Below are 22784 nucleotides of genomic sequence, written 5' to 3' on the forward strand. Positions count from 1 at the left end.
TAAAGGCTGAATTGTTTCCTCGATTTTACATTCTTTATTCTTAATTTTTAATTTATCTTACTACGCTTCCTGTTGGTAGTTCCCCTGGATTTACTACCTTTAGTAAACTATCGCCATCGGTTGATGCTGCTAATATCATTCCTTGTGATAGTTCCCCTCTTAGTGTTACTGGTTTTAAGTTTGCTACTAATACTACATATTTACCAACTAGCTCTTCCGGCTTATAGTATTGTGCTATTCCTGAAACCACTTGTCTTTCTTCCCCATTTAAGTCTACAGTTAGTTTTAATAATTTCTTAGCCTTCTTTATTGGCTCACAAGCTAATACTTTTACTACTCTTAAGTCTATTTTTTCGAAATCCTCTATAGTTATTTCTTCTTTAATTGGAGTTATTTCTCTTTTTTCTTCTGGTTTATTAGCAGCTAATTGAGCTTCTCTTAAAGCGTCTAATTCTGCTAATTTCTTATCTACATCTATTCTTGGGAATAGTGCTTCTCCCTTTTGGACCTTAGTTCCAACTACTGTTCCATCAAAACTATTTAATGATTCAAAAGTAACATTGCTTGCAGTTATTTGTTCATTTATCTTCTTGCTTGTATCTGGTAAGAAAGCAGATAGTAGTACTGAAGCAAATCTTAAGCTCTCAACTAAGTTATATAAAACTGTTCCAAGTCTTTCTTTCTTTTCTTCATCCTTAGCTAATATCCATGGTGTAGTTTCATCTATATATTTATTTGCTCTTCCTATTAAATCAAATATATATTCTAAAGCTTCTGGTATTCTTAATTTATCTATTGCATCATTAACCTTCTTAGGAGTTTCTAAAGCTAAATTAATTAATTCATTATCTATAGCTTCTTTAACATTATTATTTGGAACTACTCCATCAAAGTATTTTTCTATCATTGCTACAGTTCTAGATAATAGGTTTCCTAAATCATTGCATAAATCAGAGTTTATTTTCTTTATAAATATTTCATTATTGAATAATCCATCTGCTCCAAATGGAATTTCTCTTAATAAATAGTATCTAACTGCATCCACTCCAAAGTTTTCAACTAAAGTTACTGGATCAACTACATTACCTTTAGATTTAGACATCTTTCCACCATCAACAAGTAACCATCCGTGTCCGAATACTTGCTTTGGTAGTGGTAAATCTAAAGCCATTAACATAATTGGCCAATAAATAGTATGGAATCTTAATATGTCCTTACCTATTAAATGAACATCTGCTGGCCAGTATTTTTCATAAAGCTCTTTGTTGTCGCTTCCATATCCTAAAGCTGTTATATAGTTTGAAAGGGCATCTATCCAAACATAAACTACGTGTCCTTCATCAAAAGTAACTGGAACTCCCCAATTGAAGCTTGTTCTTGAAACGCAAAGATCTTGCAATCCTGGTTTTAAGAAGTTATTAACCATTTCATTTTTTCTTGATTCTGGTTGAATAAAATCTGGATGAGTTTCAATGTATTCCATTAACTTGTCAGCATATTTACTCATCTTAAAGAAATAAGCTTCTTCCTTTGATTTTTCTACTGGTCTTCCACAGTCTGGACAATTTCCATTAACTAATTGAGTTTCTGTCCAGAAGGATTCACAAGGAGTACAGTATAAACCTTCATAAGATGACTTATATATATCTCCATTATCATATAGCTTTTTGAATATATCTTGAACAGCTTTAATATGATAATCATCAGTTGTTCTTATAAATTTATCATAGCTGATATTCATCATCTTCCATAAATCTTTAATTCCTGCTACTATTTCATCTACATGTTTCTTAGGTGTTATTCCCTTTTCTTCTGCTATTCTTTGTATTTTTTGTCCATGCTCATCTGTTCCTGTTAAAAACATCACATCATACCCTGTTAATCTCTTATATCTTGCTAAAGCATCTGCTGCTACAGTAGTATAAGTGTTTCCAATATGAAGTTTAGTTGATGGATAATAAATTGGTGTAGTAATATAATATGTCTTCTTACACATACCATTTTCCTCCCTTAATCGTTTCTTCTTTATAAATTCTTGAATAATAAAAAAGTCCCTATATAGGTATATTAAAACCTACATAGAGACGTATTATACGTGTTACCACTCTAATTCATATTTATCTTGCGATAAATATCTCAATAGGTGACATGCCATCACCTTGCAATATAACGGTTGCTCCCGTATTTTCCTAGCTATATTGCTCAGAAAATATGCTCCAAGGCCATCTTCATAAAGCTTTATGCCACTAGCTTTCACCTAACCTAGCTCTCTTTAGACATTCTCCTTTACTACTCTTCTCTTCATTGCATTCTTTATTTATTATTATGATATTCTATATTAATTTTACTGTCAATTATTTTTATCATATCATCTTTTTTCAAATTTTTTCTTTAATAATTTATCTATTATTAATTTATCTAAAATAACCATAAATGAATTAACTAATAATAAAAAATTGAATGACTTTTCCCCTATTATAAGTAATACTATTGCATTAATTATAAATAATATCGTTCCTACTGTTCCATAAATCTTAGCAGCCACTTTATTAGAATATTCCCAAGAAAACTTATCTTTAATCGAATATTCAGTCTTATACCCAATTTTAGTATCTGGGTAATTCGTAGATTTAGTTTCATAAATTCCACCTATAACAAATAGCGCTATTGGTATTAGTTCTATCAATATTAAATAAATCCAAAAATTCATATTATAATATCCTAACTCTTTATCTTTTTTATTTATAGTCATAATTATATACTTATTTACCAAATATGTCATATATTATATTTAATTAAATTTATATGATATAATAATTTTGTATGGAGGTGTTTAAGTATGAATAATTTAAATGTACCTAATATAGGCTCTAGAAACATAAAAACTGGTATAGCCGTTTTAATATGTTTATTATTATTTCCAGGTGCCTTAAACCCACCAATTGCAGCAATTATCTGTATGCAAAGTACCATAGAAAATTCGGTGCATACCGGAATTAATAGATTAATTGGTACTTTTCTTGGTGGTATTCTTGGTATTGTTATGTTACTTGCTATAAGCAAACTTAATTTACATTCATTTTCTACAATTATATCTGCAGTAAATGTTTGTCTAATTATTTATATTTGTAATGTAATAAAAAAACCTGCTGCTTGTGTCATTGCATCAATAGTTGTTTTAAGTATTTTGGTAGATCCTGCCGTTGCTAATCCTATTATGTATTCTATAAGAAGGACAGGTGAAACTGCTATAGGAGTTATTATCGGAATATTAATAAATAGATATATAAATCCTCCAGAAGAAAAACTTGAAAAAATGGATGAACCAAATGAAAATAAATAATATAAAAAAATTCCTCCGCAATTTTTAAGAAATATAAACATTTCCTTTGCCGACTATTACAATCCTATAATCTGGTAATAAAAAAGTTAAATTAAACTTATCTGATTTAGCCGGAAGTCTAATAGATTGGAGAATTATTTGATTTTCATCAAATACTTGTAAATAAATGCTATCTGTTTCAGATACATTTTGTACTGTATATCTTTCATTTGAAAAATTTAAGTCAGAAACCTTATATACTCCTTCCTCAAATATATTTACTGCATATACTGATTGAGTAAATATAATAAATGATAAAAATAAGGAAACCAAACTAATAGTAATAAATTTCTTCATTATTCTAACCACCCTTCATGGTTATTTTGGCTAGATTAATATTAAATATTCCTCTAGCCATTGAATACATAAATAAATTTAAATCTCTCTAGTTTCACCTTCTAAGAACTTAACTTCTTCTTCACTTAGATATGGACTTAATTTTTCAAATACAATTTTATGATAGTTGTTTAACCATTCTTTTTCTTCATTTGTAAGCATATATATATCTACACCGTTTAAATCTATTGGACAATATGATATTGTATTAAACTTATAAAACTCTCCAAACTCTTCTGACTTCATATCTTCTACCACTAAAAGTGTATTTTCTATTCTTATTCCATGTTTTCCTTCCTTGTAGACTCCTGGTTCATTGGTTATTATCATACCTTTTTCTAAAGCTGTAGTATTTCCTTCTGGTCTTATTCCTTGAGGTCCTTCATGAACATTTAAAAAATATCCTACACCATGACCTGTTCCACACTTATAGTCAATTCTATAGTTCCAGAGAGGTCTTCTTGCTAATATATCTAAATTCATCCCAGTTGTTCCTTTTAGGAATTTGGCTGTTGCTAAAGCTATATGTCCCTTTAACACAAGAGTAAAATCTCTTTTTTCTTCAGAAGTTAGCTTTCCTAAAACAAAAGTCCTTGTTATATCTGTTGTTCCATCAAGATATTGAGCTCCTGAGTCTACAAGAAACATTCCTTCTGCTTTTAATTCATAGTCTGTTGCCTCTGTAGCTGAATAGTGCATCATTGCTGCATGGTCTTTATAGCCGGCTATAGTATTAAAACTATCACCTTTATAATTTTCACCCATCGCTCTAAGCTCTGTCAATTTCTTGCTTGCTGATATCTCAGTTATTTTTTCTTTCTTTATTGATTCTTTTAACCACTTAATAAATCTAACCATAGCTACTCCATCTCTAATTTGAGATTTTTCTATGTTAGAAATTTCAATATCATTTTTAACTGCTTTTAGTCTTGTTGTTATATTAATTTCATCTATTATTTCTATATCTTTACTTAATAGTGAATATATTTTAGCATTTAACTTACTTGCATCTATTATAGTAGCTTCATTTATTAATTTAACGTGCTCCTCTATTTCATCATATTCATATATGTTAATGCCTTGGCTATTTAATTTGATTCTGGTTTCGTTATCTATCTTATTATTATTTATATAAAGATTTGTATCCTTTTCAGTAACAATTACATAAGCAAGAGCAACAGGATTAAACTTTATATCGTTTCCTCTTATGTTACATAGCCATGCTATATCGTCTAATGATGATATTATATAATTTGCAGCTTTTTTTTCTTTCATATGGTATCTAACTTCACTTAATTTTTCTAAAGCAGATTTACCAGAATATACTTCTTCATGTATAAATATTTTACTTTTAGGAAGTTCGCTTCTTGTAGCCCAAAATTCCTCTAATAAATCATTATTCATATTTAATCTAAACTTATTTTCATTAGCTATATGTAAAAAACCTTTATATTGATTAACAGAAAACAACTTACCATCAAATCCTAAAGTTTCTTCTTCTTTAATATTTTGCTTAATCCATTCCTCAATAGTTGGATATCCTGAAGTTCTCATTTTCATAAGTGAAATTCCAGTTCCTCTAAGTTCTTTCTCAGCTTGAATAAAATACCTTCCGTCAGTCCATAAATAAGCATCCTGATGTCCTATTAATAGAGTTCCTGCTGAGCCAGTAAAACCTGATATGAACTCTCTTCCTTTAAAATAATCTGCTACATATTCACTTTGATGTGAATCACTACTTGGAATAATATAATAATTTATATTATTTTTTTTCATAATGTCTCTAATTTTTTCTAAATTACTCACGTTAGTGCCCCCTAATTAAAATGATAAATTATTTTCTATCACTTCTTTATTTTTATATTCAATATTATATATATGTTTTAGTTAATAATCTACATAATTAATATAATATAACTCTATCTTCAGCTTATATAGTTAAATCGAAAATTCTTAATATATTGTATTTTCTGAAAATTTATTGATTCGATTAAGTTTTTCGTATATAATTTATGTAACGTATACAAGGGGGGAAGGCTTATATGGGAGACCAATCTAAATTTAAGAGCTTTATTGTAGAGGCTAAAAGAAATACATATGCTTCAGGAGCAAAAAAAGAAGAATCTTCTAGACCAAATTCTAAAGACTATGCTTACAAAAAATTTAATTATTACTATCTTGATAGTTTTGTTGGAAACAAAGATTTTATAGGTGAAGAATTGGTTTGGGATAATGAAAAAATTTGTTGGGGGATGAATTATAAAGGACAAGTTCTTGTTAAAGAAACTCCTTCTGGATTTAGTAAATTCTTAAAAGATGCTTTAAAAAAAGTATCTGATGATTGTCCATTTAGAGGACCTAGACATTTTGAGGATGAAGATTTTGTTTATGAATGTACTTGGGATGGTGATATTGCTTCTTTTAATGGTGTTGAAGCAATATATCATAAAGGAACACAAATATTTAAACTTTATTTTCATGGAGGAAATCTTAAATAATAGCAAAAAAATTTAGGAAGTTTTGCAAGTATATATACTTGCAAAACTTCCTCTTTATTTTGTAAAACTTATTTACACTGATTCCTCAACCTTTTTACCTAAGACTTGAATTCCTAAATAAACCGCTATCACAGCTATTGGAAGTACTACATACCACTTTATTCCAAATCCTGCTGGAATATATCCAAACAAAATAGTTATTACTGCTATAAACAGTGAGTACCATATTTGCGTATTTACATGAGCAATATGATTGCATCCAGATCCCATTGATGAAAGGATTGTTGTATCTGATATTGGCGAACAATGATCCCCAAAAATAGCACCCGTTAATACAGCACTTGTACTAACAATCACGTAACTCATATCTGGATTCATAGAATACGCTAATGGTATTGCTAGAGGCATTAATATTCCCATAGTTCCATATGCAGTTCCTGTAGCAAATGAAATAACTGCTCCTAATATAAATATTAAGCTTGGAAGTAAAAAGTTAGGTAATGAACCTGAAAGTAACGAAACTAAATATTTAGCTGTTCCTAAATCCTTTATTACAGAGCTTAATGACCATGCTAATAATAATATTACACCTGTTATTAATAGAGGTTTCATACCATCTATCCATGTGTCTATAGCTTCTGAAATAGTAAATATTTTCTTAGATACTCCCATTATTATAGATACAACGCTTGCTATTAAAGCTGATTGGAATAATGCAATTGATGCATCCGATGCACTAAATGCCTCTTGTATAGCTTTGAATGATAGTGGTGAGCTGTTCATTATTTGCTGAAGAGCACTATCTTCTCCACCCATTATTGCAGAATATCCACTAAAATAAAAACATATTAAAGCTGTAATAACTAATGTTCCTATAGGAATTATTGCATTCCATATACTTAACTCTACTCCTTCCTTTGGTTCAAGATCATCATGATCCATATTAGAATCAACTGCGACCTCACTATCATTCTCCGAATTTAAACTTCTTCTTCTTGCAGCTACTTCTGCTTTATACATTGGCCCAAACTCTTTTAATAATATTGAAGTGATAAATACAAAAACTAGTATTAATATATTATAAAATCTATAAGGTATAGTTTGTAAGAAGATTCCAAATGCATCAACTTCTTTCCCTACACCATTTAAAAAAGCATCCTTTATTAATCCAACCTCTAGCCCTATCCAAGTAGATACAATAGCTAATCCTGCAATAGGCGCTGCTGTTGCATCTATTATAAATGCTAATCTTTCTCTTGATATTTTCATTTTATCTGCAACTGGCTTCATAATAGGTCCAACAATTAATGAATTAGCATAGTCATCAAAAAACACAGCTATCCCTAATAAAAGAGTTACTACTTGAGTACTTCTTGCAGTTTTGGCCTTTTTGGCTAATGCTTCTGCAACAGCTTTAGCACCACCCATTTTAGCAACTAAATGAATAACTCCACCTATTACTAAAACCTGTAGTATTATTCCTGCATTCCAAGGATCTGCTAGAGAGTTTAAAGATCTAGATACTAAATCTAAAAATGAATGAATAACAGCAGTAAAAAAAGATTTATCTACTAACTGTACTAAAAATGCTCCTGATAGTGTTCCTATGAATAAAGATATAATAACATTCTTAGTTAAAAAGGCTAATACTATTGCAATAACTGGTGGTATTAAAGTTAAGAATCCATAATGATTAGCATTAGATGTAGCTGTATCTACTTCCGTTGCAAAAACTATAGATGTTGATTGTAATGTTAATATTATTGTAATCAATAATATTCTTAAGTTTCTTTTATTATTCATATTTTTCTCCTTCAATGTTTAAATAAATAATTAAAAAGCAGAACAAAAAAAAGCCTTGAGTTTCACTCAAGGCTCTAATATACTCTAAATTCAAAAAGTAAAATTCCTCAAGCGATAGCTCATCACAATAACAAAATTTGTGACAGTGTTACACATATTTTATGCAACCCCAGTAACATGATCTTAAAGCATCAATCATACACTTCGGCGATAATTCCTTTCCTACTAAATCTAAGTGCTTACCTCATTAATAGTACTTTTAAGTATCGCTCCTCTACCCTTGTCTTTATTTATATTTATTTTATACACATATTATATAATCATTAACTGACTAAATCAACTATTAACATTTACTGTATTACTTTATATTTTTGCCATAAATTTTTCTATTTCTTCTATAGTTTTAATCATATTTTTAGTTAATACCTCATTACCATTCTCAGTAATAAGAATATCATCTTCTATTCTTACTCCTATATTCTCTTCTTCTATATATATTCCTGGTTCAACAGTATATACCATCCCAGCTTCGAATATAACATCCCTATTTTCTAATTCTATATCATGTGTGTCCATGCCTAAACTATGCCCTATACTATGATAATAAAACTTTGAAACTTCATCTTTATTGGTCATTAATCCAAGTGAAATACACTCTTCAGCAATCCATTCTCTTGCTTTACTATTTAACTCTAAAAAGCTTACTCCTGGTCTCATTTCTTTAATAACTTTTTCATTTACTCTAAGAACCGCATTATATACTTCTTTTTGCCTTTCCGTAAACTTACCATTAACAGGGAATGTCCTTGATATATCTCCATTATAATATTTATATTGAGCTCCCAAATCAAATAATATCAAATCTCCATCATTCAATTCTGAGTCATTGGTTACATAATGCAAAACCGTTGCATTTTTCCCAGCAGCTGCAATAGTTTTAAAAGCAAAATCCTTTACCCCACTTTTCTTACATATAAAATCAAAATATGCCTCTAGTTCATATTCCTTGATTCCAGATTTAGAATTTTTCATCAATATTTCTATACCTTCTATGGTAATTTCTATAGCTTTTCTAATTCTTTCAATTTCTTCTTCACTTTTTATAATTCTTAAATCACCTATAAGTTTAAATGCATTTTTTATATTTAAGTTGTAATACTTATCCTTAATTTCATGTGCATACTTATATGAATTATTTTCCTTTTCTAGGTCTAAATAGATATTTATCTCTTCATTAACTGAAATTATCTTATCTATAAAATTATTAAATTCACCTAAATATCTAACATCTTCTATATCACAAATTTCAAGTACTTCTTCTTTTCTTATAGTTCTTCCTTCCCATTTTTCTATAATAGGGTCAACCTCTTTTATAAATAAATATTCCTTTATCTTACCACTAAATTTTGATAAGACTAAAATATGATTTTCTTCATCTATCCCAGTTAAATAATAAAAGTTTCTATTTGGTGTAAATTGGTATTTTTCATCAGCAGTTTTTTTTGGGGCATTTCCAGCAAATAATATTAATAAGGAATTATCTTTAATTTTATTTAAAACCTTATTTCTATTACTTTTATAAAATTTCTTATTCATAAATTAATGTCCTCCTTATTCCATTGCTAATACCTTAACGCTAATTACATTAGGTAGTGCTCTTAAAGTATTTACTAAATGTTTTAAATCTTTTTTTACATTAGATATGTCAAGTGTTATAGTGACATTTGCAGCCATATTTATGGGTATATCTTGACTTATTGTTAATATATTTCCCTTATTAAAAGCAATACAATCTAAAACCTTAGATAAAGTTCCAGTTTCATGAGATAGTAATACAACTAATGTTATTTTCTTACTATGTATCCCTTCTGTCATTGGAAAAACATAATCTTTATATTTATAAAAGGTACTTCTACTTATCCCTGTTTGTTTCACAGCATCACTTATATCCTTTGCCTTTCCAGTAATAAGGTTTTCCTTAACTTCTAAAACCTTTTTAAAAACCTCCGGCAATACTCTCCCACTAACTATATAAAACTTTTCCGAAGACATAAAGTCACCTACCTTATATTAAAATTAAATAAGCTATATAATTAATAATTATATAGCTTATTTAAAATAAAATATATATGTTTCAATTAATAATCTACATCATTACTAAGTAATACTATTACAAGTTAACATTACTACTTAAGCAAAATTCAAAACATACATTGTTGAAACTTTTATATAAGTTTTTGAGACTCTACATAATATCATAAATTTAAAGTATAATTAAATTTATAATAAATATACTTAGATATCTACTATTATTTATATATGAATCTTATTTGATTTCTTTATTCTATTTATAAATATTTTCAAAAGTGAAATCAATATAGATATAACTCCCCCTAATGCAAAACACAGTTGAATGTTTCCTGTAAATAACCCTGCTAAAACTCCGAGTCCTACTCCATAAGCAAGAAACATAGTTAGTAATTTCAATTCTTCTTCTGACAAAAATAATTTGTCATTCCATTCCATGTTTATACACTTCCCTCCTTCTTTCTATATTTTTATTATAAGATACTTTCATTAATAACTAGTTACAAAATTATTACGTATTGATTAAAATTTGTTAATTATTTATTTAATAAATTCACTACATTATAAATTTATTCACCAAGAAAATTGCAGCTATTATAGCTGTTAAATCAGCTAATATAGCAGCCCATAATGTATGCCTTATCTTCTTAATTTGAACTGCTCCAAAGTAAACTGTTATTGTGTAGAATATTGTTTCTGTTGTCCCCATAATAACTGAGGAAATTAATCCTATTGGTGTATCCGGTCCATGTGTTTTTAGTATATCAGTAAGAATTCCTATAGCTCCACTGCCTGATAAGGGCTTTACTAATACTAGTGGAACTACCTCCTTTGGCAATCCAATTAACCCACCAATTGGTGCTACCATATTATTTAATATATCTAATAATTTTGCTTCCCTAAATATGTTCACGGCTATTATCATAGCTAATAAATATGGAAATATGTTTAAACAAACCTTCAACCCATCTTTTGCTCCTTCTATAAACCATTCGTAGACTTTGCGTCCTTTAAACATTCCATAAGTAATGATTATAATAACTATTATAGGAATTATACTTTTGGTTAAATATTGAAACATTTTATTATACACCTCCTATTAAAAATATCTTTGTAATACTTTACAACAAATAACTCCCATTATAGCAGCAATAGTACTTGCTAGTACTGCTGGAAGTATTATTGAGCCTGGATTACTTGAGCCACAAGCAGCTCTTATTGATATTACTGTTGAAGGTACTAATTGTATACAAGCTGCATTTAGCACTAAAAATAATGACATGTCATCTGATGCTGTTCCTTTTTCCTTATTTAACCTGTCCATTTCTTGCATAGCTTTTATACCAAATGGTGTTGCTGCATTACCCAGCCCCATCATATTTGCTGTTATGTTCATAACTATTGCTCCTAATGCCTTTTCATCCTTAGCAGCCTCTTTAAAAATAAGCTTTAATATTGGTCTTAAAATCTTTGCAAGTTTATTCGTAAAACCACTTTTTTCTGCTACTTTCATTACCCCACACCAAAAACACATAAGCCCTACTAGCCCTAAAATTAATGAAACAGTTGAATCAGCAGAAGATATTATAGCTTTTGATATTACCTCTCCATTACCTGTTAACAATCCAATTAATACCCCTAAAAATATCATTCCAAACCAAATATAGTTTATCAAAATCTCACCTCTTATAAATTGCTTAGGCATATTAAAATGAATAATAAACTAAAGATACTTTACTATTGGTCTATCATTTATTTGATTTTGCCTTATACAATATATGCCTTGCATAAGGTATTTATTAGTGATAGGATAAATATATGTAATATTAATTATGTTTATATGCTTAAAGGAGACAAATTATGAAAGAAGCAAACTTAAAACTAGCTCAACAAGATATAGATGATGCATTAAAAACAGTAGATGATATGGTAAGCGTCATCGATGGAGATGACCTTTCTAAAGATATCTTAAAGGAAAAGTTTCTTACATTAACAGAAAAGGTTCAAGAATTGGAAAGTATTTTAAAAACTGAAGGAATTCTTTAATATTTATTATAAAAAAAACAACTTCGATAACGAAGTTGTTTTTTTATGACTTATAACTCACATTTTTTTGATTAGATAACCCACTTCTAATCTTAAGACCATACACTATCATACTTTCTCTTACACACAGTCGAAATTTGAAAACGTTTAATAATATATTGTCATAATTATACCATGATTTTCATCCGCTAGCAATACTTCAGAACAAAAAAGTATAAAGTTTACAATTAAGGGGATATCTACGATATCCCCTTACTAATACTATTTACAGCTTTCTCTTTCTATAAGCTCATATTCAAGAATAAACTGTGATTCATCTAATTCCTTTTTGTTTAACATTTTTATAAGCATTCTCATAGCTACTGATCCCATATCATAACTTGGTTGTCTTATAGTAGTTATTTTAGGATAGAAAACTGAAGAAACAGCATTGTCATTAAATCCTATAACGCTTACATCTTCTGGAACTTTTTTTCCACGCTCTCTTAGTGCATTTATTACACCCATAGCAATTTCATCGGATCCACATACTACTGCTTCATAAGCTTTATTGCTATTTTCGAAATATTCTACGGCCTCATACCCAGTCTTAACTTTTAATCCTTCTGTATATATTAAATCTTCGTCTATACTGATATTTTTATCTCTTAGGGCATTTTCATAACCTATGTATCTATCACCCCAAGCATTCATACTATCCTTTTTAGCACCAGCATATGCTATATTTTTTAAACCTTTGTTTATAAGATAATTTGTAGCTTCTTCTGAAGCTTTTATATTATCTATTATTACACTTGGTAAGCTTTCATCCTTATCTTTAGTTTCAACTAATACTGTAGTTAAATCTAATTCATTTATTATCTGTAAAGTTTCTTCTTGCAGTGATGAACTCATATATATAACTCCATCAACCATTTTCTCTTTAAGTACTCTTAAATATTCTTTTTCCTTTTCATCATCAAAGTCTGAATTACATAATATTACGTTATAATCGTAAATATTAGCAACATCTTCTGCTCCTCTAACTATTTCAGGATAAAAACCACTTGAAATATCAGGAACTAAAATACCTACAGTTTTTGTTTTTTGCGTCTTTAAGCTTCTTGCTACTATATTAGGTCTATATCCTAGTTTTTTTATTGCATCTAAGACCTTTTTTTTCGTATCCTCGTTTACAACATCTATGTCATTTAAAACTCTAGAAACAGTAGCAATTGAGACGCCCGCTTCTTTAGCAACATCTTTTATAGAAGTAGCCATACCAACATCACTCCATTTTTATTATAATCTTTTCCTTATTCTACTATATATTATCTATATATTATACTATTTACAAATAATTAATACAATATTCAAGCTTTCTCTTTATAATAATTTACTATAATAGAGTTAAAAAGTTAGAAGTTTAGTAGAAACTTCTAACCTTTTAATAAAATCTTTACCTATTTTATAACTTCTACTGTCATATTTAGCTTTTCGCCATTTATGATTGTTTCTGTATAATCTGCCTTTTCATTTACTGCAATCTCTTGCGTTAAAGTTTCTCTTTTTATTACATCAGAATATTTATTAATTACGCCTATTAACATATCATTATCTGAAATAAATAATTTAATTTTATCTGCAACCTCAAAGCCTTTCTCTTTTCTCATATTTTGAATCTTTGAAATTACTTCTCTTAAATGTCCTTCTTCTCTTAATTCTTCTGTAATAGTAGTATCAAGAACTATTCCTATTTGACCTTCTCCAGCAAAAGCATATCCTTCTAAACCTTGCATTGTTACTAGAACGCTTTCACTATTTAAAACTATTTCAGTTTCATTCACTATTATAGTTTCAGTTCCACCATTTTGAAGTTTTTGTGCTAATTCCATTTGATTTCTTGAAGCTATTTCTTTTCTTATTCCTGGAATTAACTTACCATACGCCTTTCCTAATACAGGTAAATTAGGCTTAATTTCAAAATTAACATATTGTGATAAATCAGCACCGAATTCTACGACTTTTATATTAAGTTCATCTTTTATTATATCACCATAATATTCTGGTATTACTGCTGTTGATAAAAGCATCTTTGAAAGCGGCTGTCTATTTTTTATGTTAGCACCATTTCTAGCACTTCTTCCAAGTTTAACTATTGTATAAGCTAAATCCATTTCTTTTTCTAACTTTTCATCAATAGCATTTTCATCATAAGTTGGCCATGTGCATAAATGTACACTTTCCACAGCTGATTCATCTAAGCCTACAACTAAATTTTGATAAATTTCTTCTGTTATAAATGGTACAAACGGAGCTGCAACTTTAACTAAAGTAGTTAAGACTCTATATAAAGTAACATAAGCACCAATCTTGTCTTCAGTTAAGTCTTCTGACCAGTATCTTGCTCTATTTCTTCTTACATACCAATTTGAAAGTTCATCTGTAAACTCTTCAATAATTAATGCAGCTTGAGTTATATTATATGAATTTAAATTGTCATCAACATCTTTAATTAATGTATTAAGCTTTGACATTATCCATTTATCCATTACATTTTTTGATTTAAAATCTTTATATTCTAATGGATTAAACTTATCTAAATCTGCATATAAAACATAAAATGAATATACATTCCAGAAAGTACTTAAGAACTTTCTTTGTGCTTCTTGAACATCATCAATAGAAAATCTTGTTGGAAGCCATGGCGCACTTGCTGTATAGAAATGCCATCTTGTTGCATCTGCTCCTTGTGAATCTAAAACTTCAAATGGATCTACAACATTTCCTTTTGACTTTGACATCTTTAAGCCTTTCTTATCTAACACGTGGCCTAAAACTATACAATTTTCAAATGAATTCGTATCAAATATAGCTGTAGAAATAGCTAATAAAGTATAGAACCAACCTCTTGTCTGGTCAACAGCTTCTGAAATAAATTGAGCTGGGAAATTCTTTTCAAATACTTCTTTATTCTCAAATGGATAATGTAATTGTGCAAAAGGCATTGATCCTGAATCAAACCAACAGTCAATAACTTCAGCTGTTCTTGTCATTTCCTTACTACACTTAGGGCACTTTAAGTGAACATTATCTATATATGGCTTATGCAGCTCTATATCTTCAGGAACATTAATTCCCTTTCCTTTTAATTCTTCTATACTTCCTATACATTCTTTATGGCCACATTCACATTCCCATATAGGAAGTGGAGTACCCCAATATCTATCTCTTGATATTCCCCAGTCAATAACATTTTCTAAGAACTTACCAAACCTACCTGTTCTTATGTTATCTGGATACCAATTAATTTTATTATTATTTTCTAATAGCTTATCTCTAAGCTTAGTCATTGCAACAAACCAACTTTCCCTTGGATAATAAAGAAGTGGTGTGTCACATCTCCAACAGTGTGGATATGAGTGTGTATGCTTTTCAGCTTTAAATAACTTGTTATTTTCATCTAAGTATTTAACTATGCTTTCATCACACTTTTTAACAAACTTTCCTGCCCATGGAGTTACTTCATCTACAAAATTACCACTAGCATCTACTAGGTTTATGAAGCCTATTCCATTTTTCTTTGCAACAAAACTATCATCTTCACCATATGCAGGAGCTATATGAACTATCCCTGTACCATCTGATAAAGTTACATAGTCTCCATGAATAACTTCAAATGCCTTTCCTTCAACTTCACCAAAAGGAAGTAATCTTTCATATTTAGTTCCTAATAATTCAGTTCCTTTAAACTCTTTAATTACTTCATAGTCTTCGCCTAATACCTTTGAAGCTAAATCTTTAGCAAGTACTAATGTTTCATCTCCAACTTTCGCTTCAATATAATCATAAGCTTTATTTACACATAACGCTAAGTTTGAAGGTAATGTCCATGGAGTTGTTGTCCATGCTAATATATATTTATTTTCTTCTCCTTCAACTTTAAATTTAACTATAGCAGTTAAATCCTTAACATCCTTATATCCTTGTGAAACTTCATGTGAAGAAAGTCCTGTTCCACATCTTGGACAGTATGGCATTACTTTATGACCTTTATATAAAAGTCCTTTTTCCCACATTTGGCTTAATGCCCACCAAACAGATTCTATATATGAGTTATGATATGTAACATAAGGCTGTTCCATATCTACCCAGTATCCTATTTGATTAGTCATTTTTTCCCACATGTTTACATAAGTAAATACTGATTCCTTACACTCTGTAACAAACTTCTCTACTCCATAACTTTCGATTTGCTCTTTCCCTGAAATTCCAAGTTTCTTTTCAATCTCAAGTTCAACTGGTAATCCATGAGTATCCCAACCTGCTTTTCTTATAACTTTGTATCCCTTCATAACTTTGTATCTTGGGATAATATCCTTCATAACTCTTGTTAAAACGTGTCCTACGTGAGGTCTTCCATTTGCTGTTGGAGGTCCATCATAAAATGTAAAATACTCACCATCTTGATTCATATCAAAATTCTTTTTAATAACATTATTTTCTTTCCAAAGGTTTGCTACTTCCTTTTCCATGCCAACAAAGCCCTTTGACAGTTCAACTTTTTTGTACATATATAAACTCCCTTCTTTTGATCAATTTATATTAAATATACTAGTTTAAGACTATACTTATCTTTATCATAACCCTTAATCTATATTTTACATTATTAACTATAGACTAGTAATTATTCACAAGCTGATTGCTACTAAACATAAATTAAATAAAAAAAACTTCGCCCAATAGGACGAAGATAATTCGCTATACCACCTAAGGTCATAAGTTTATCATAAAATTATGAAAAACTTTCTATTTCGAGTACAATCATACTCTATCCTTTAACGCTGGCTAACGTGAAAACTTAATTAGTAAATTTACCTTTCAGTCTCAAACTCCTAGGTGATTTTCCTTAATCTTCTCTATGACTTTCCACCAAACAGCCACTCTCTTAAAGTATCCAACTAAGTACTTTTCCTAATCACAGTCTTTAATTATTGAATAAGCTAATATAAATATAATCATTATGTTAATAATAATTATATTCTACTACAAAGTAGAATAATATAAAAGATTATATTTAGGAATATTTAAATATAATTTTCACAAAATAGTATTATCAATACCAATTGACAAACTTATACTTATCTAATAATTTTTATTAATTAGTATTGACTTTCCTTATTGATAGCTATATAATTTAATCATAAAGAATAAACAATAATTATTTTTTATCCCCTTTATTTTCCTTAGTCTATTTCTTAATATATAGGAGGAAAACTAAATGGAAAATAACTTAAACGAACAAGTCCTTGATAAGATTACTAAAGTTTGTACTTGCAAGGCAATACCAAGATCCAAAATAAAAGATGCAATCAAAGCCGGAGCTCATACCGTAGAACAAGTTTCAAAGGCAACAGGAGCTTGTACAGGTGGATGCAGAGGCTACAGATGTACCCCTACAATCCAAAATTTGATTGATAAACATCTGGAAAATAACTAATATAGTTCCCCCAAACTATATTAGCATATAGATTATATCTCCCCTAAGCCACCTGTTATGGAAACAGGTGGCTTATATTTTGTTTAAATTTAAAATAGACATATGTAAGTTTGTGCTGACCTAAAAAGGACACCATAATAAATTAACCTTACATATGTCTAATATTTCATTTAAAAAAGTCTAACTGATAATCCATAATTTTTAAAAGTATCTTTTGTTATATCAATATGTTCTAATTCCTTATTCACAGTTTCATTTGCTGTTATGCTCTCACTTGTAAATTCATCTATTTTCTTCTCCACAAACCTTCGTATTCTTCTTGGAGTTGGTATAACAATTGCTTTAAATATCATCTAAATCCCCCAAATAATTGTTTTATATTATAATTATATTTATATTTATATTTTATATTCATAACTAGTTAATATAAATTTATTACTGAATTTACTATATAGAAAAATTATTTTTGCCTTTTTTATTAACGTGCAGGCTTTACCTTATATCCTGCATCTATAGCTTCTTGTTCATTGTTAAATTGTACATAACCTTGCCCTTCAGTACCTAAAGTATCATATGCTCTATCTCTTGGAAATACATAAAATTTTCCACCTAGTTTTTCATCCTCATATCCCCTAACCGGACTATTAGATCTTACTACTTGAGTTTTATCATTTTGTGCAACACTAGTGTTTTTAGGTGCTAGTTGATAACCTGCTGCCTCTGCTTGTTGTTCCGTTGCAAATTCTTCATAACTTCCAAAACTAGATAATTTATTATATAGTGGATCAGATGGGTATCTATAAAATTTATTTCCATTCTTTAAGTCAACAAACCCCCTTATCTTGTTATTTATAGCTTGATCTTGCGTATCAATCTTTTGCTCAACTTGTTGTACCTCTTCAGCTTTCTTAGTATCCTCTGTCATTTTAGCTTCTTCTATTTTTTTTATCTCTTCAGCAGCTCTTTCTTCTTCTGCCCTTTTCTCATCTTCTATTTTTTTTATTTCTTCAAGTTTTTTATTTTCTTCGGCCTTTTTAGATTCTTCAGAAGCCTTAGCACTTAAAGCTAATTTCTTCTCTATTCTGTTATCAGAAAGAGCCTTGGCCCCTATTCCTATCCCACCAATTACTACTATTGCTAAAAATTTTGCTATGGTTCCTTTAAGTCTTTTTGCTTCCATACTAATCCTCCTAATCACTATTTAAATATTTGCATACTAAATATAAATTGTGATTTTCCTATTTATTAAAAATTAATATATATATTGTATCAAATTTATATAACAAAATAAACCTTAAATGTATTTATATTACTTTTAGGTTTATCATCTAATTCTTTTTGCGCTATTACCTATTAATTTGTATAGAGTTATTGTATTTAGCTTATACTATTAAACTTTATAATATTGATTTAATTATATATATGTTATAATTTTATAAGATTTAATTAAAAAGGAGATATGATAAGTTATGGCAAGTAAGTTTTATTTACATAAAGGTAAAAACAAAAGAGCTGAGCAAGGAAGACCTTGGATATATGTTGATGAAATAAATGAGTATGATGGTGATTATGAAAATGGTGATATAGTTGAAGTATATAATCATAAAGGATTTTTTATAGGTAAAGGTTATATAAATGATAAAAGTAAAATTACTATAAGAATAATGACAACAGACATTGACGAGGAAATAGATTATAATTTTTTTAAAAAGAGATTTTCTAATGCATTTGAATATAGAAAAACTGTTATAGATATATCATCTTGCAGGTTTATTTTCGGGGAGGCTGACTTTTTACCTGGCCTTACTGTTGATAAATTTGAAGATTATTATGTAATTCAAATTTCTACTCTAGGTATGGATAAGTATAGAGATATAATAGTTAAAATTTTAGTTGATGAGTATTCTGCTAAGGGCGTTTATGAAAGAAGTGATATAAAAACAAGAGAAATAGAAGGCCTTGAACAAACCAAAGGATTTTTAACTGAACCCTTTGATACAAATGTTGAAATAATAGAAAATGGAGTTAAATACATAGTTGATTTAGAAAACGGCCAAAAAACAGGATTCTTTTTAGACCAAAAAGAAAATAGAGCTGCTATACATAGAATTTGTAAGAACAAGGATGTATTAGACTGTTTTACTCATACAGGGTCTTTCGCATTAAATGCTGGTATTGCAGGAGCTAAATCAGTATTAGGTATTGATGTATCTCAACATGCCATCGATTGTGCTAGAAAAAATTCAGAACTTAACAATCTTCAAGATACTGTTAAATTTGAATGTCATAATGCCTTTGATATTCTTGGTGACTGGTCTAGAGAAAGAAAACAATTTGATGTTGTTATTCTCGATCCTCCAGCATTTACAAAGTCAAGAAACACAATTAAATCTGCAATTAGAGGCTATAAAGAAATAAATCTTAGAGGTTTAAAAATGGTTAAATCAGGTGGTTATTTCGCAACTTGCTCTTGCTCTCATTATATGAGTGAAGAACAATTAAAGAAAACAGTTCAAGAAGCAGCTCATGATGCTAGAAGAACCTTAAGGCAAGTTGAAATAAGAACTCAAAGTGCAGACCATCCAATTTTATGGAATTCTGATGAATCTTATTATCTAAAATTCTTTATATTCCAAGTTATATAATAATTTAAACAAATTTATCTAAAAAGCTATTATTTCACAAATTACAATTGTAAAATAACAGCTTTTTTAATTATTATTTATTATCTATAGAATTCTTGTGTTGCATAATAAGTGTCTCCTATTTTATAAACACCAATGCCTATACTACTGAAATTTGATGATAATATGTTGGCTCTATGTCCTGGAGAATTCATCCAGTTATCCATAAACTGTGTTGCCAAAGTAGAATTTCCACTAACACCTTGAATATAGGCAATATTTTCTCCCCAAGCATTATATGATACTCCATCTGCTTTCATTTGCTCCGTAATTAGTCTGCCTTGTGGATCTTTATGATCAAAATATCCTTTATCTCCCATATCTTTTGATTTTATTCTAGCATAGTATTCCATAGTTGTATTATAGCTTAAAGCTGTAAGTCCTGCAGCTGCTCTTTCTTTATTTACTCTTTGAAAAATAGCTTGCTCAATTTCTGCTATATAATTACTATTATCTGAGGTTGATGGTTGTTGTGGAACCTCTGGCGTAATAGTATTAGGATTAACATTACCTCCTTGTGGAGCTTGAGGCGCTTGTTCTGGTTGACTCGGAGGTATAGTTTCGTTATTAGAATTATCATTATTATTTGGAACATTACCACCTAAATCAGGACTTCCATCATTATTTTTTTCATTAATATTTGGTCCTCCATCACTATTATCTGGTATCTCAGTCTCTTTATTTTTATCATTATCATTCTTATTTTTATCAGATGCAAGTTTTTTGTTTTCTTCAATATTAGTTGTGTTATTATCACCAACTTCATTTTTAGAATATGTATAGTATACTCCACCAGCCACTGCTATGGCTAAGAATCCCGAAATTATAAGAGTAATTATTCTAGATTTGCTCATAGGAATTTCCTCCTTTAATTTAATCTTATGTACAATATTAATAATATCATAATAATAGATTACACTAAATATGAGTTACCTTGTAATTAATGAAAATGTTTTAATAAAAGGATAAAATTATTTACTATTGATAAATTTTAAAAATTAAGAAGAAACTTAATTTTTATTAGTTGAGTTTCTTCTTAATTATTTTTTTAATTTTTATGATTTTATTATCTATTAAACCCTTATATTATATAATACACTTCATTTAATTTTTGATTAAAGCTTTTCTATATAATTTTTAAGTTAATAAAGTTTCTTATATCTTCTTCTAAAATCATATTACATTTCTAATACTTTTTAAATTATTCTATTGTAAATTTCCAGTTTCCCTTTTGCAAAATATCGATATCATCAAGCTTAAGGTTTATTTTCCTTGTAAGCTTTTCAAAGATACTTATATCTTCATAATCAATATTTATTTCGCCAATTAAATTTTCCATATCCCCCATTCCTCCACTGTATTTAGAACTATCTAAAATCATATATATAAATCTATCACTTGAATTATTATTAGAAAAATCAAGACCTATTACAACTTCATCATTTGATCTTTTTACTTCTGTTATCTTTGCGATATCATCTATTCCTTCGAATGACAACTCTTGATTTAATTTATAATCTCCTGCATATTTAGGATCTTTAATTGTTATTTTAGTGGGATTTTTAAACTTATATTCTAAACTTATTTCCTTTATTTCTATATTTATTTTTCCATTATATTCTTCTAATATTTTATATTCCTTACCAGTACCATCATTACTAGCTTCAAAGTTCAAACTTTTTCCACCTTCATCTAACACCTTATCAATTTTTATATTTCCTATAGATACATTATACTTCTTTGAACTTATCGCACTTTCATCATTCCAAAGTCTAAAATATCTTTCTCCTTGTACATAATAACTAGTTCCACCTATTAATATACCTTTATTATCTATATTTCCACCAATATCATTATAATTATATTTATACTCAGCCTTTTCTAAAGTTACTTCCTTTAGTTCTTCATCTTTAAACATTAATACAAATTTATTCACTTTTTTGTTTTTTATATTAATTCCAACTTCTATAACTGATGTAGTACTAAAACCAATACCATAACCGTCAATATTAATTACTTCTCCATCTTCTAACTTTATTTTAATTCCAGATGCTATTTCTTTAGCTTCTTCAGGATATGATTCTGATATTATTTGAACAAATAAATTCTCGCCTTTCTTTATTATACCCTTAACTAATATATCCTTATTATTGATATTTACTTTAAAAGGCTCTTCTAACATATATAGTTCTTTATCTTCTTCTAAAGAAATAATACCATGTGAAGCACTAAAGACTAATTTTTCTTTTATTTTAGCAATTACATCTTTTCCTATAGGAGATATTACAAATATAAAGCTTAAAAATAATAGTGCAACTATTAAATATCTTCTTTTGTTATTATAAAATATTTTCTTATATAGTCTCCTTTTTATTCTTTTCTTATCAATTTTATTTAATGAAATTTCTTCATCTATGGTTTCTATATTAAGATTGTTTAAATATTCATAAATATCTTTTTCTTTCATA

21 protein-coding genes, 1 riboswitch and 2 other annotated features are annotated in these 22784 nt (G+C 28.6%); of the genes, 5 read left to right on the top strand and 16 right to left on the bottom strand.

Annotation, left to right across the window (positions count from 1 at the left end):
• Positions 1-52: 52 nt before the first annotated feature.
• Positions 53-1996, bottom strand: coding sequence for a methionine--tRNA ligase (gene metG / locus ABDZ60_RS01205; RefSeq protein ID WP_016206907.1), 1944 nt, complete (start codon positions 1994-1996; stop codon positions 53-55).
• An 81-nt stretch (positions 1997-2077) separates the two neighbouring features.
• Positions 2078-2314, bottom strand: a binding site (T-box leader).
• Between the two features lie 54 nt (positions 2315-2368).
• Complete coding sequence (locus tag ABDZ60_RS01210; RefSeq protein ID WP_040436630.1) at positions 2369-2710, bottom strand: SdpI family protein; 342 nt, start codon at positions 2708-2710, stop codon at positions 2369-2371.
• A 129-nt stretch (positions 2711-2839) separates the two neighbouring features.
• Between ABDZ60_RS01210 and ABDZ60_RS01215 the strand changes: the two genes are divergently transcribed.
• Entirely contained in the window at positions 2840-3343 is a 504-nt protein-coding gene (locus tag ABDZ60_RS01215) for an FUSC family protein (protein WP_343775191.1), read from the top strand.
• A gap of 24 nt (positions 3344-3367) precedes the next feature.
• Here the strand turns inward: ABDZ60_RS01215 and ABDZ60_RS01220 are convergent, their stop codons facing one another.
• Positions 3368-3679 carry a hypothetical protein gene (locus ABDZ60_RS01220; protein ID WP_046999926.1) on the bottom strand — a complete coding sequence of 104 codons (312 nt, stop codon included), beginning with the start codon at positions 3677-3679 and terminating at the stop codon, positions 3368-3370.
• Positions 3680-3757: 78 nt separating this feature from the next.
• On the bottom strand, positions 3758-5524 hold the full coding sequence (locus ABDZ60_RS01225; protein ID WP_343775194.1) for an aminopeptidase P family protein: 1767 nt from the start codon (positions 5522-5524) through the stop codon (positions 3758-3760).
• Positions 5525-5760: 236 nt separating this feature from the next.
• Between ABDZ60_RS01225 and ABDZ60_RS01230 the strand changes: the two genes are divergently transcribed.
• Positions 5761-6216 carry a DUF5680 domain-containing protein gene (locus ABDZ60_RS01230; protein ID WP_016206912.1) on the top strand — a complete coding sequence of 152 codons (456 nt, stop codon included), beginning with the start codon at positions 5761-5763 and terminating at the stop codon, positions 6214-6216.
• 72 nt (positions 6217-6288) lie between these two features.
• Here the strand turns inward: ABDZ60_RS01230 and ABDZ60_RS01235 are convergent, their stop codons facing one another.
• From ABDZ60_RS01235 to ABDZ60_RS01260, 6 genes are all read right to left on the bottom strand, one after another.
• Positions 6289-8019, bottom strand: a complete 1731-nt coding sequence (locus ABDZ60_RS01235; RefSeq protein WP_343775196.1) for a Na+/H+ antiporter NhaC family protein — start codon at positions 8017-8019, stop codon at positions 6289-6291.
• 107 nt (positions 8020-8126) lie between these two features.
• Positions 8127-8304, bottom strand: a riboswitch (Lysine riboswitch).
• 78 nt (positions 8305-8382) lie between these two features.
• Positions 8383-9615 carry an aminopeptidase P family protein gene (locus ABDZ60_RS01240; RefSeq protein WP_343775198.1) on the bottom strand — a complete coding sequence of 411 codons (1233 nt, stop codon included), beginning with the start codon at positions 9613-9615 and terminating at the stop codon, positions 8383-8385.
• A gap of 15 nt (positions 9616-9630) precedes the next feature.
• On the bottom strand, positions 9631-10071 hold the full coding sequence (locus ABDZ60_RS01245; protein WP_016206915.1) for an ACT domain-containing protein: 441 nt from the start codon (positions 10069-10071) through the stop codon (positions 9631-9633).
• A 261-nt stretch (positions 10072-10332) separates the two neighbouring features.
• Positions 10333-10545 (bottom strand): hypothetical protein, encoded by a 213-nt coding sequence (locus ABDZ60_RS01250; RefSeq protein ID WP_016206916.1) that lies wholly within the window; start codon positions 10543-10545, stop codon positions 10333-10335.
• 118 nt (positions 10546-10663) lie between these two features.
• The gene (locus ABDZ60_RS01255) at positions 10664-11188 is read right to left on the bottom strand and encodes a spore maturation protein (protein ID WP_016206917.1); all 525 of its coding nucleotides are present in this window, start codon (positions 11186-11188) and stop codon (positions 10664-10666) included.
• Positions 11189-11206: 18 nt separating this feature from the next.
• The gene (locus ABDZ60_RS01260) at positions 11207-11782 is read right to left on the bottom strand and encodes a nucleoside recognition domain-containing protein (protein ID WP_016206918.1); all 576 of its coding nucleotides are present in this window, start codon (positions 11780-11782) and stop codon (positions 11207-11209) included.
• A 185-nt stretch (positions 11783-11967) separates the two neighbouring features.
• Here ABDZ60_RS01260 and ABDZ60_RS01265 point away from each other — a divergent pair, with 185 nt between their 5' ends.
• On the top strand, positions 11968-12153 hold the full coding sequence (locus ABDZ60_RS01265; protein ID WP_016206919.1) for a hypothetical protein: 186 nt from the start codon (positions 11968-11970) through the stop codon (positions 12151-12153).
• A gap of 261 nt (positions 12154-12414) precedes the next feature.
• Here the strand turns inward: ABDZ60_RS01265 and ABDZ60_RS01270 are convergent, their stop codons facing one another.
• Both ABDZ60_RS01270 and ileS read right to left on the bottom strand, forming a co-directional pair.
• Positions 12415-13413, bottom strand: a complete 999-nt coding sequence (locus tag ABDZ60_RS01270; RefSeq protein ID WP_343775203.1) for a LacI family DNA-binding transcriptional regulator — start codon at positions 13411-13413, stop codon at positions 12415-12417.
• 182 nt (positions 13414-13595) lie between these two features.
• Positions 13596-16706 (bottom strand): isoleucine--tRNA ligase, encoded by a 3111-nt coding sequence (gene ileS / locus ABDZ60_RS01275; RefSeq protein WP_343775205.1) that lies wholly within the window; start codon positions 16704-16706, stop codon positions 13596-13598.
• Positions 16707-16872: 166 nt separating this feature from the next.
• Positions 16873-17123 (bottom strand) — a binding site (T-box leader).
• Between the two features lie 290 nt (positions 17124-17413).
• On the opposite strand from ileS, the gene ABDZ60_RS01280 reads away from it, so the two are divergent.
• On the top strand, positions 17414-17632 hold the full coding sequence (locus tag ABDZ60_RS01280) for a (2Fe-2S)-binding protein (protein WP_016206921.1): 219 nt from the start codon (positions 17414-17416) through the stop codon (positions 17630-17632).
• A 170-nt stretch (positions 17633-17802) separates the two neighbouring features.
• Here the strand turns inward: ABDZ60_RS01280 and ABDZ60_RS01285 are convergent, their stop codons facing one another.
• Together ABDZ60_RS01285 and ABDZ60_RS01290 are read right to left on the bottom strand one after the other, a co-directional pair.
• A complete protein-coding gene (locus ABDZ60_RS01285; protein ID WP_046999919.1) occupies positions 17803-17985 on the bottom strand; it encodes a hypothetical protein in 183 nt (60 codons plus the stop codon).
• 125 nt (positions 17986-18110) lie between these two features.
• Positions 18111-18812 (bottom strand): hypothetical protein, encoded by a 702-nt coding sequence (locus ABDZ60_RS01290; RefSeq protein WP_343775208.1) that lies wholly within the window; start codon positions 18810-18812, stop codon positions 18111-18113.
• Positions 18813-19101: 289 nt separating this feature from the next.
• On the opposite strand from ABDZ60_RS01290, the gene ABDZ60_RS01295 reads away from it, so the two are divergent.
• Positions 19102-20277 (top strand): class I SAM-dependent rRNA methyltransferase, encoded by a 1176-nt coding sequence (locus ABDZ60_RS01295; RefSeq protein ID WP_343775210.1) that lies wholly within the window; start codon positions 19102-19104, stop codon positions 20275-20277.
• Between the two features lie 80 nt (positions 20278-20357).
• Here ABDZ60_RS01295 and ABDZ60_RS01300 read toward each other — a convergent pair whose 3' ends face one another.
• Positions 20358-21170: a CAP domain-containing protein gene (locus ABDZ60_RS01300; RefSeq protein ID WP_343775212.1), complete on the bottom strand. Its 813-nt coding sequence runs from the start codon at positions 21168-21170 to the stop codon at positions 20358-20360.
• A 347-nt stretch (positions 21171-21517) separates the two neighbouring features.
• The gene (locus tag ABDZ60_RS01305) at positions 21518-22783 is read right to left on the bottom strand and encodes a hypothetical protein (protein WP_343775214.1); all 1266 of its coding nucleotides are present in this window, start codon (positions 22781-22783) and stop codon (positions 21518-21520) included.
• Position 22784: the final 1 nt, after the last annotated feature.

The organism is Clostridium sartagoforme (assembly GCF_039521405.1).
In the GTDB taxonomy this organism is placed as follows: domain Bacteria; phylum Bacillota; class Clostridia; order Clostridiales; family Clostridiaceae; genus Clostridium; species Clostridium sartagoforme.

Excerpts from the sequence above, each read along its gene's own strand:
- metG (WP_016206907.1), bottom strand. The coding sequence starts at position 1,996 with ATGTGTAAGAAGACATATTATATTACTACACCAATTTATTATCCATCA.
- ABDZ60_RS01240 (WP_343775198.1), bottom strand. The coding sequence starts at position 9,615 with ATGAATAAGAAATTTTATAAAAGTAATAGAAATAAGGTTTTAAATAAA.
- ABDZ60_RS01220 (WP_046999926.1), bottom strand. The coding sequence starts at position 3,679 with ATGAAGAAATTTATTACTATTAGTTTGGTTTCCTTATTTTTATCATTT.
- ABDZ60_RS01245 (WP_016206915.1), bottom strand. The coding sequence starts at position 10,071 with ATGTCTTCGGAAAAGTTTTATATAGTTAGTGGGAGAGTATTGCCGGAG.
- ileS (WP_343775205.1), bottom strand. The coding sequence starts at position 16,706 with ATGTACAAAAAAGTTGAACTGTCAAAGGGCTTTGTTGGCATGGAAAAG.
- ABDZ60_RS01210 (WP_040436630.1), bottom strand. The coding sequence starts at position 2,710 with ATGAATTTTTGGATTTATTTAATATTGATAGAACTAATACCAATAGCG.
- ABDZ60_RS01290 (WP_343775208.1), bottom strand. The coding sequence starts at position 18,812 with ATGGAAGCAAAAAGACTTAAAGGAACCATAGCAAAATTTTTAGCAATA.
- ABDZ60_RS01255 (WP_016206917.1), bottom strand. The coding sequence starts at position 11,188 with ATGTTTCAATATTTAACCAAAAGTATAATTCCTATAATAGTTATTATA.
- ABDZ60_RS01280 (WP_016206921.1), top strand. The coding sequence starts at position 17,414 with ATGGAAAATAACTTAAACGAACAAGTCCTTGATAAGATTACTAAAGTT.
- ABDZ60_RS01230 (WP_016206912.1), top strand. The coding sequence starts at position 5,761 with ATGGGAGACCAATCTAAATTTAAGAGCTTTATTGTAGAGGCTAAAAGA.
- ABDZ60_RS01265 (WP_016206919.1), top strand. The coding sequence starts at position 11,968 with ATGAAAGAAGCAAACTTAAAACTAGCTCAACAAGATATAGATGATGCA.
- ABDZ60_RS01295 (WP_343775210.1), top strand. The coding sequence starts at position 19,102 with ATGGCAAGTAAGTTTTATTTACATAAAGGTAAAAACAAAAGAGCTGAG.
- ABDZ60_RS01270 (WP_343775203.1), bottom strand. The coding sequence starts at position 13,413 with ATGGCTACTTCTATAAAAGATGTTGCTAAAGAAGCGGGCGTCTCAATT.
- ABDZ60_RS01305 (WP_343775214.1), bottom strand. The coding sequence starts at position 22,783 with ATGAAAGAAAAAGATATTTATGAATATTTAAACAATCTTAATATAGAA.
- ABDZ60_RS01285 (WP_046999919.1), bottom strand. The coding sequence starts at position 17,985 with ATGATATTTAAAGCAATTGTTATACCAACTCCAAGAAGAATACGAAGG.
- ABDZ60_RS01235 (WP_343775196.1), bottom strand. The coding sequence starts at position 8,019 with ATGAATAATAAAAGAAACTTAAGAATATTATTGATTACAATAATATTA.
- ABDZ60_RS01215 (WP_343775191.1), top strand. The coding sequence starts at position 2,840 with ATGAATAATTTAAATGTACCTAATATAGGCTCTAGAAACATAAAAACT.
- ABDZ60_RS01300 (WP_343775212.1), bottom strand. The coding sequence starts at position 21,170 with ATGAGCAAATCTAGAATAATTACTCTTATAATTTCGGGATTCTTAGCC.
- ABDZ60_RS01250 (WP_016206916.1), bottom strand. The coding sequence starts at position 10,545 with ATGGAATGGAATGACAAATTATTTTTGTCAGAAGAAGAATTGAAATTA.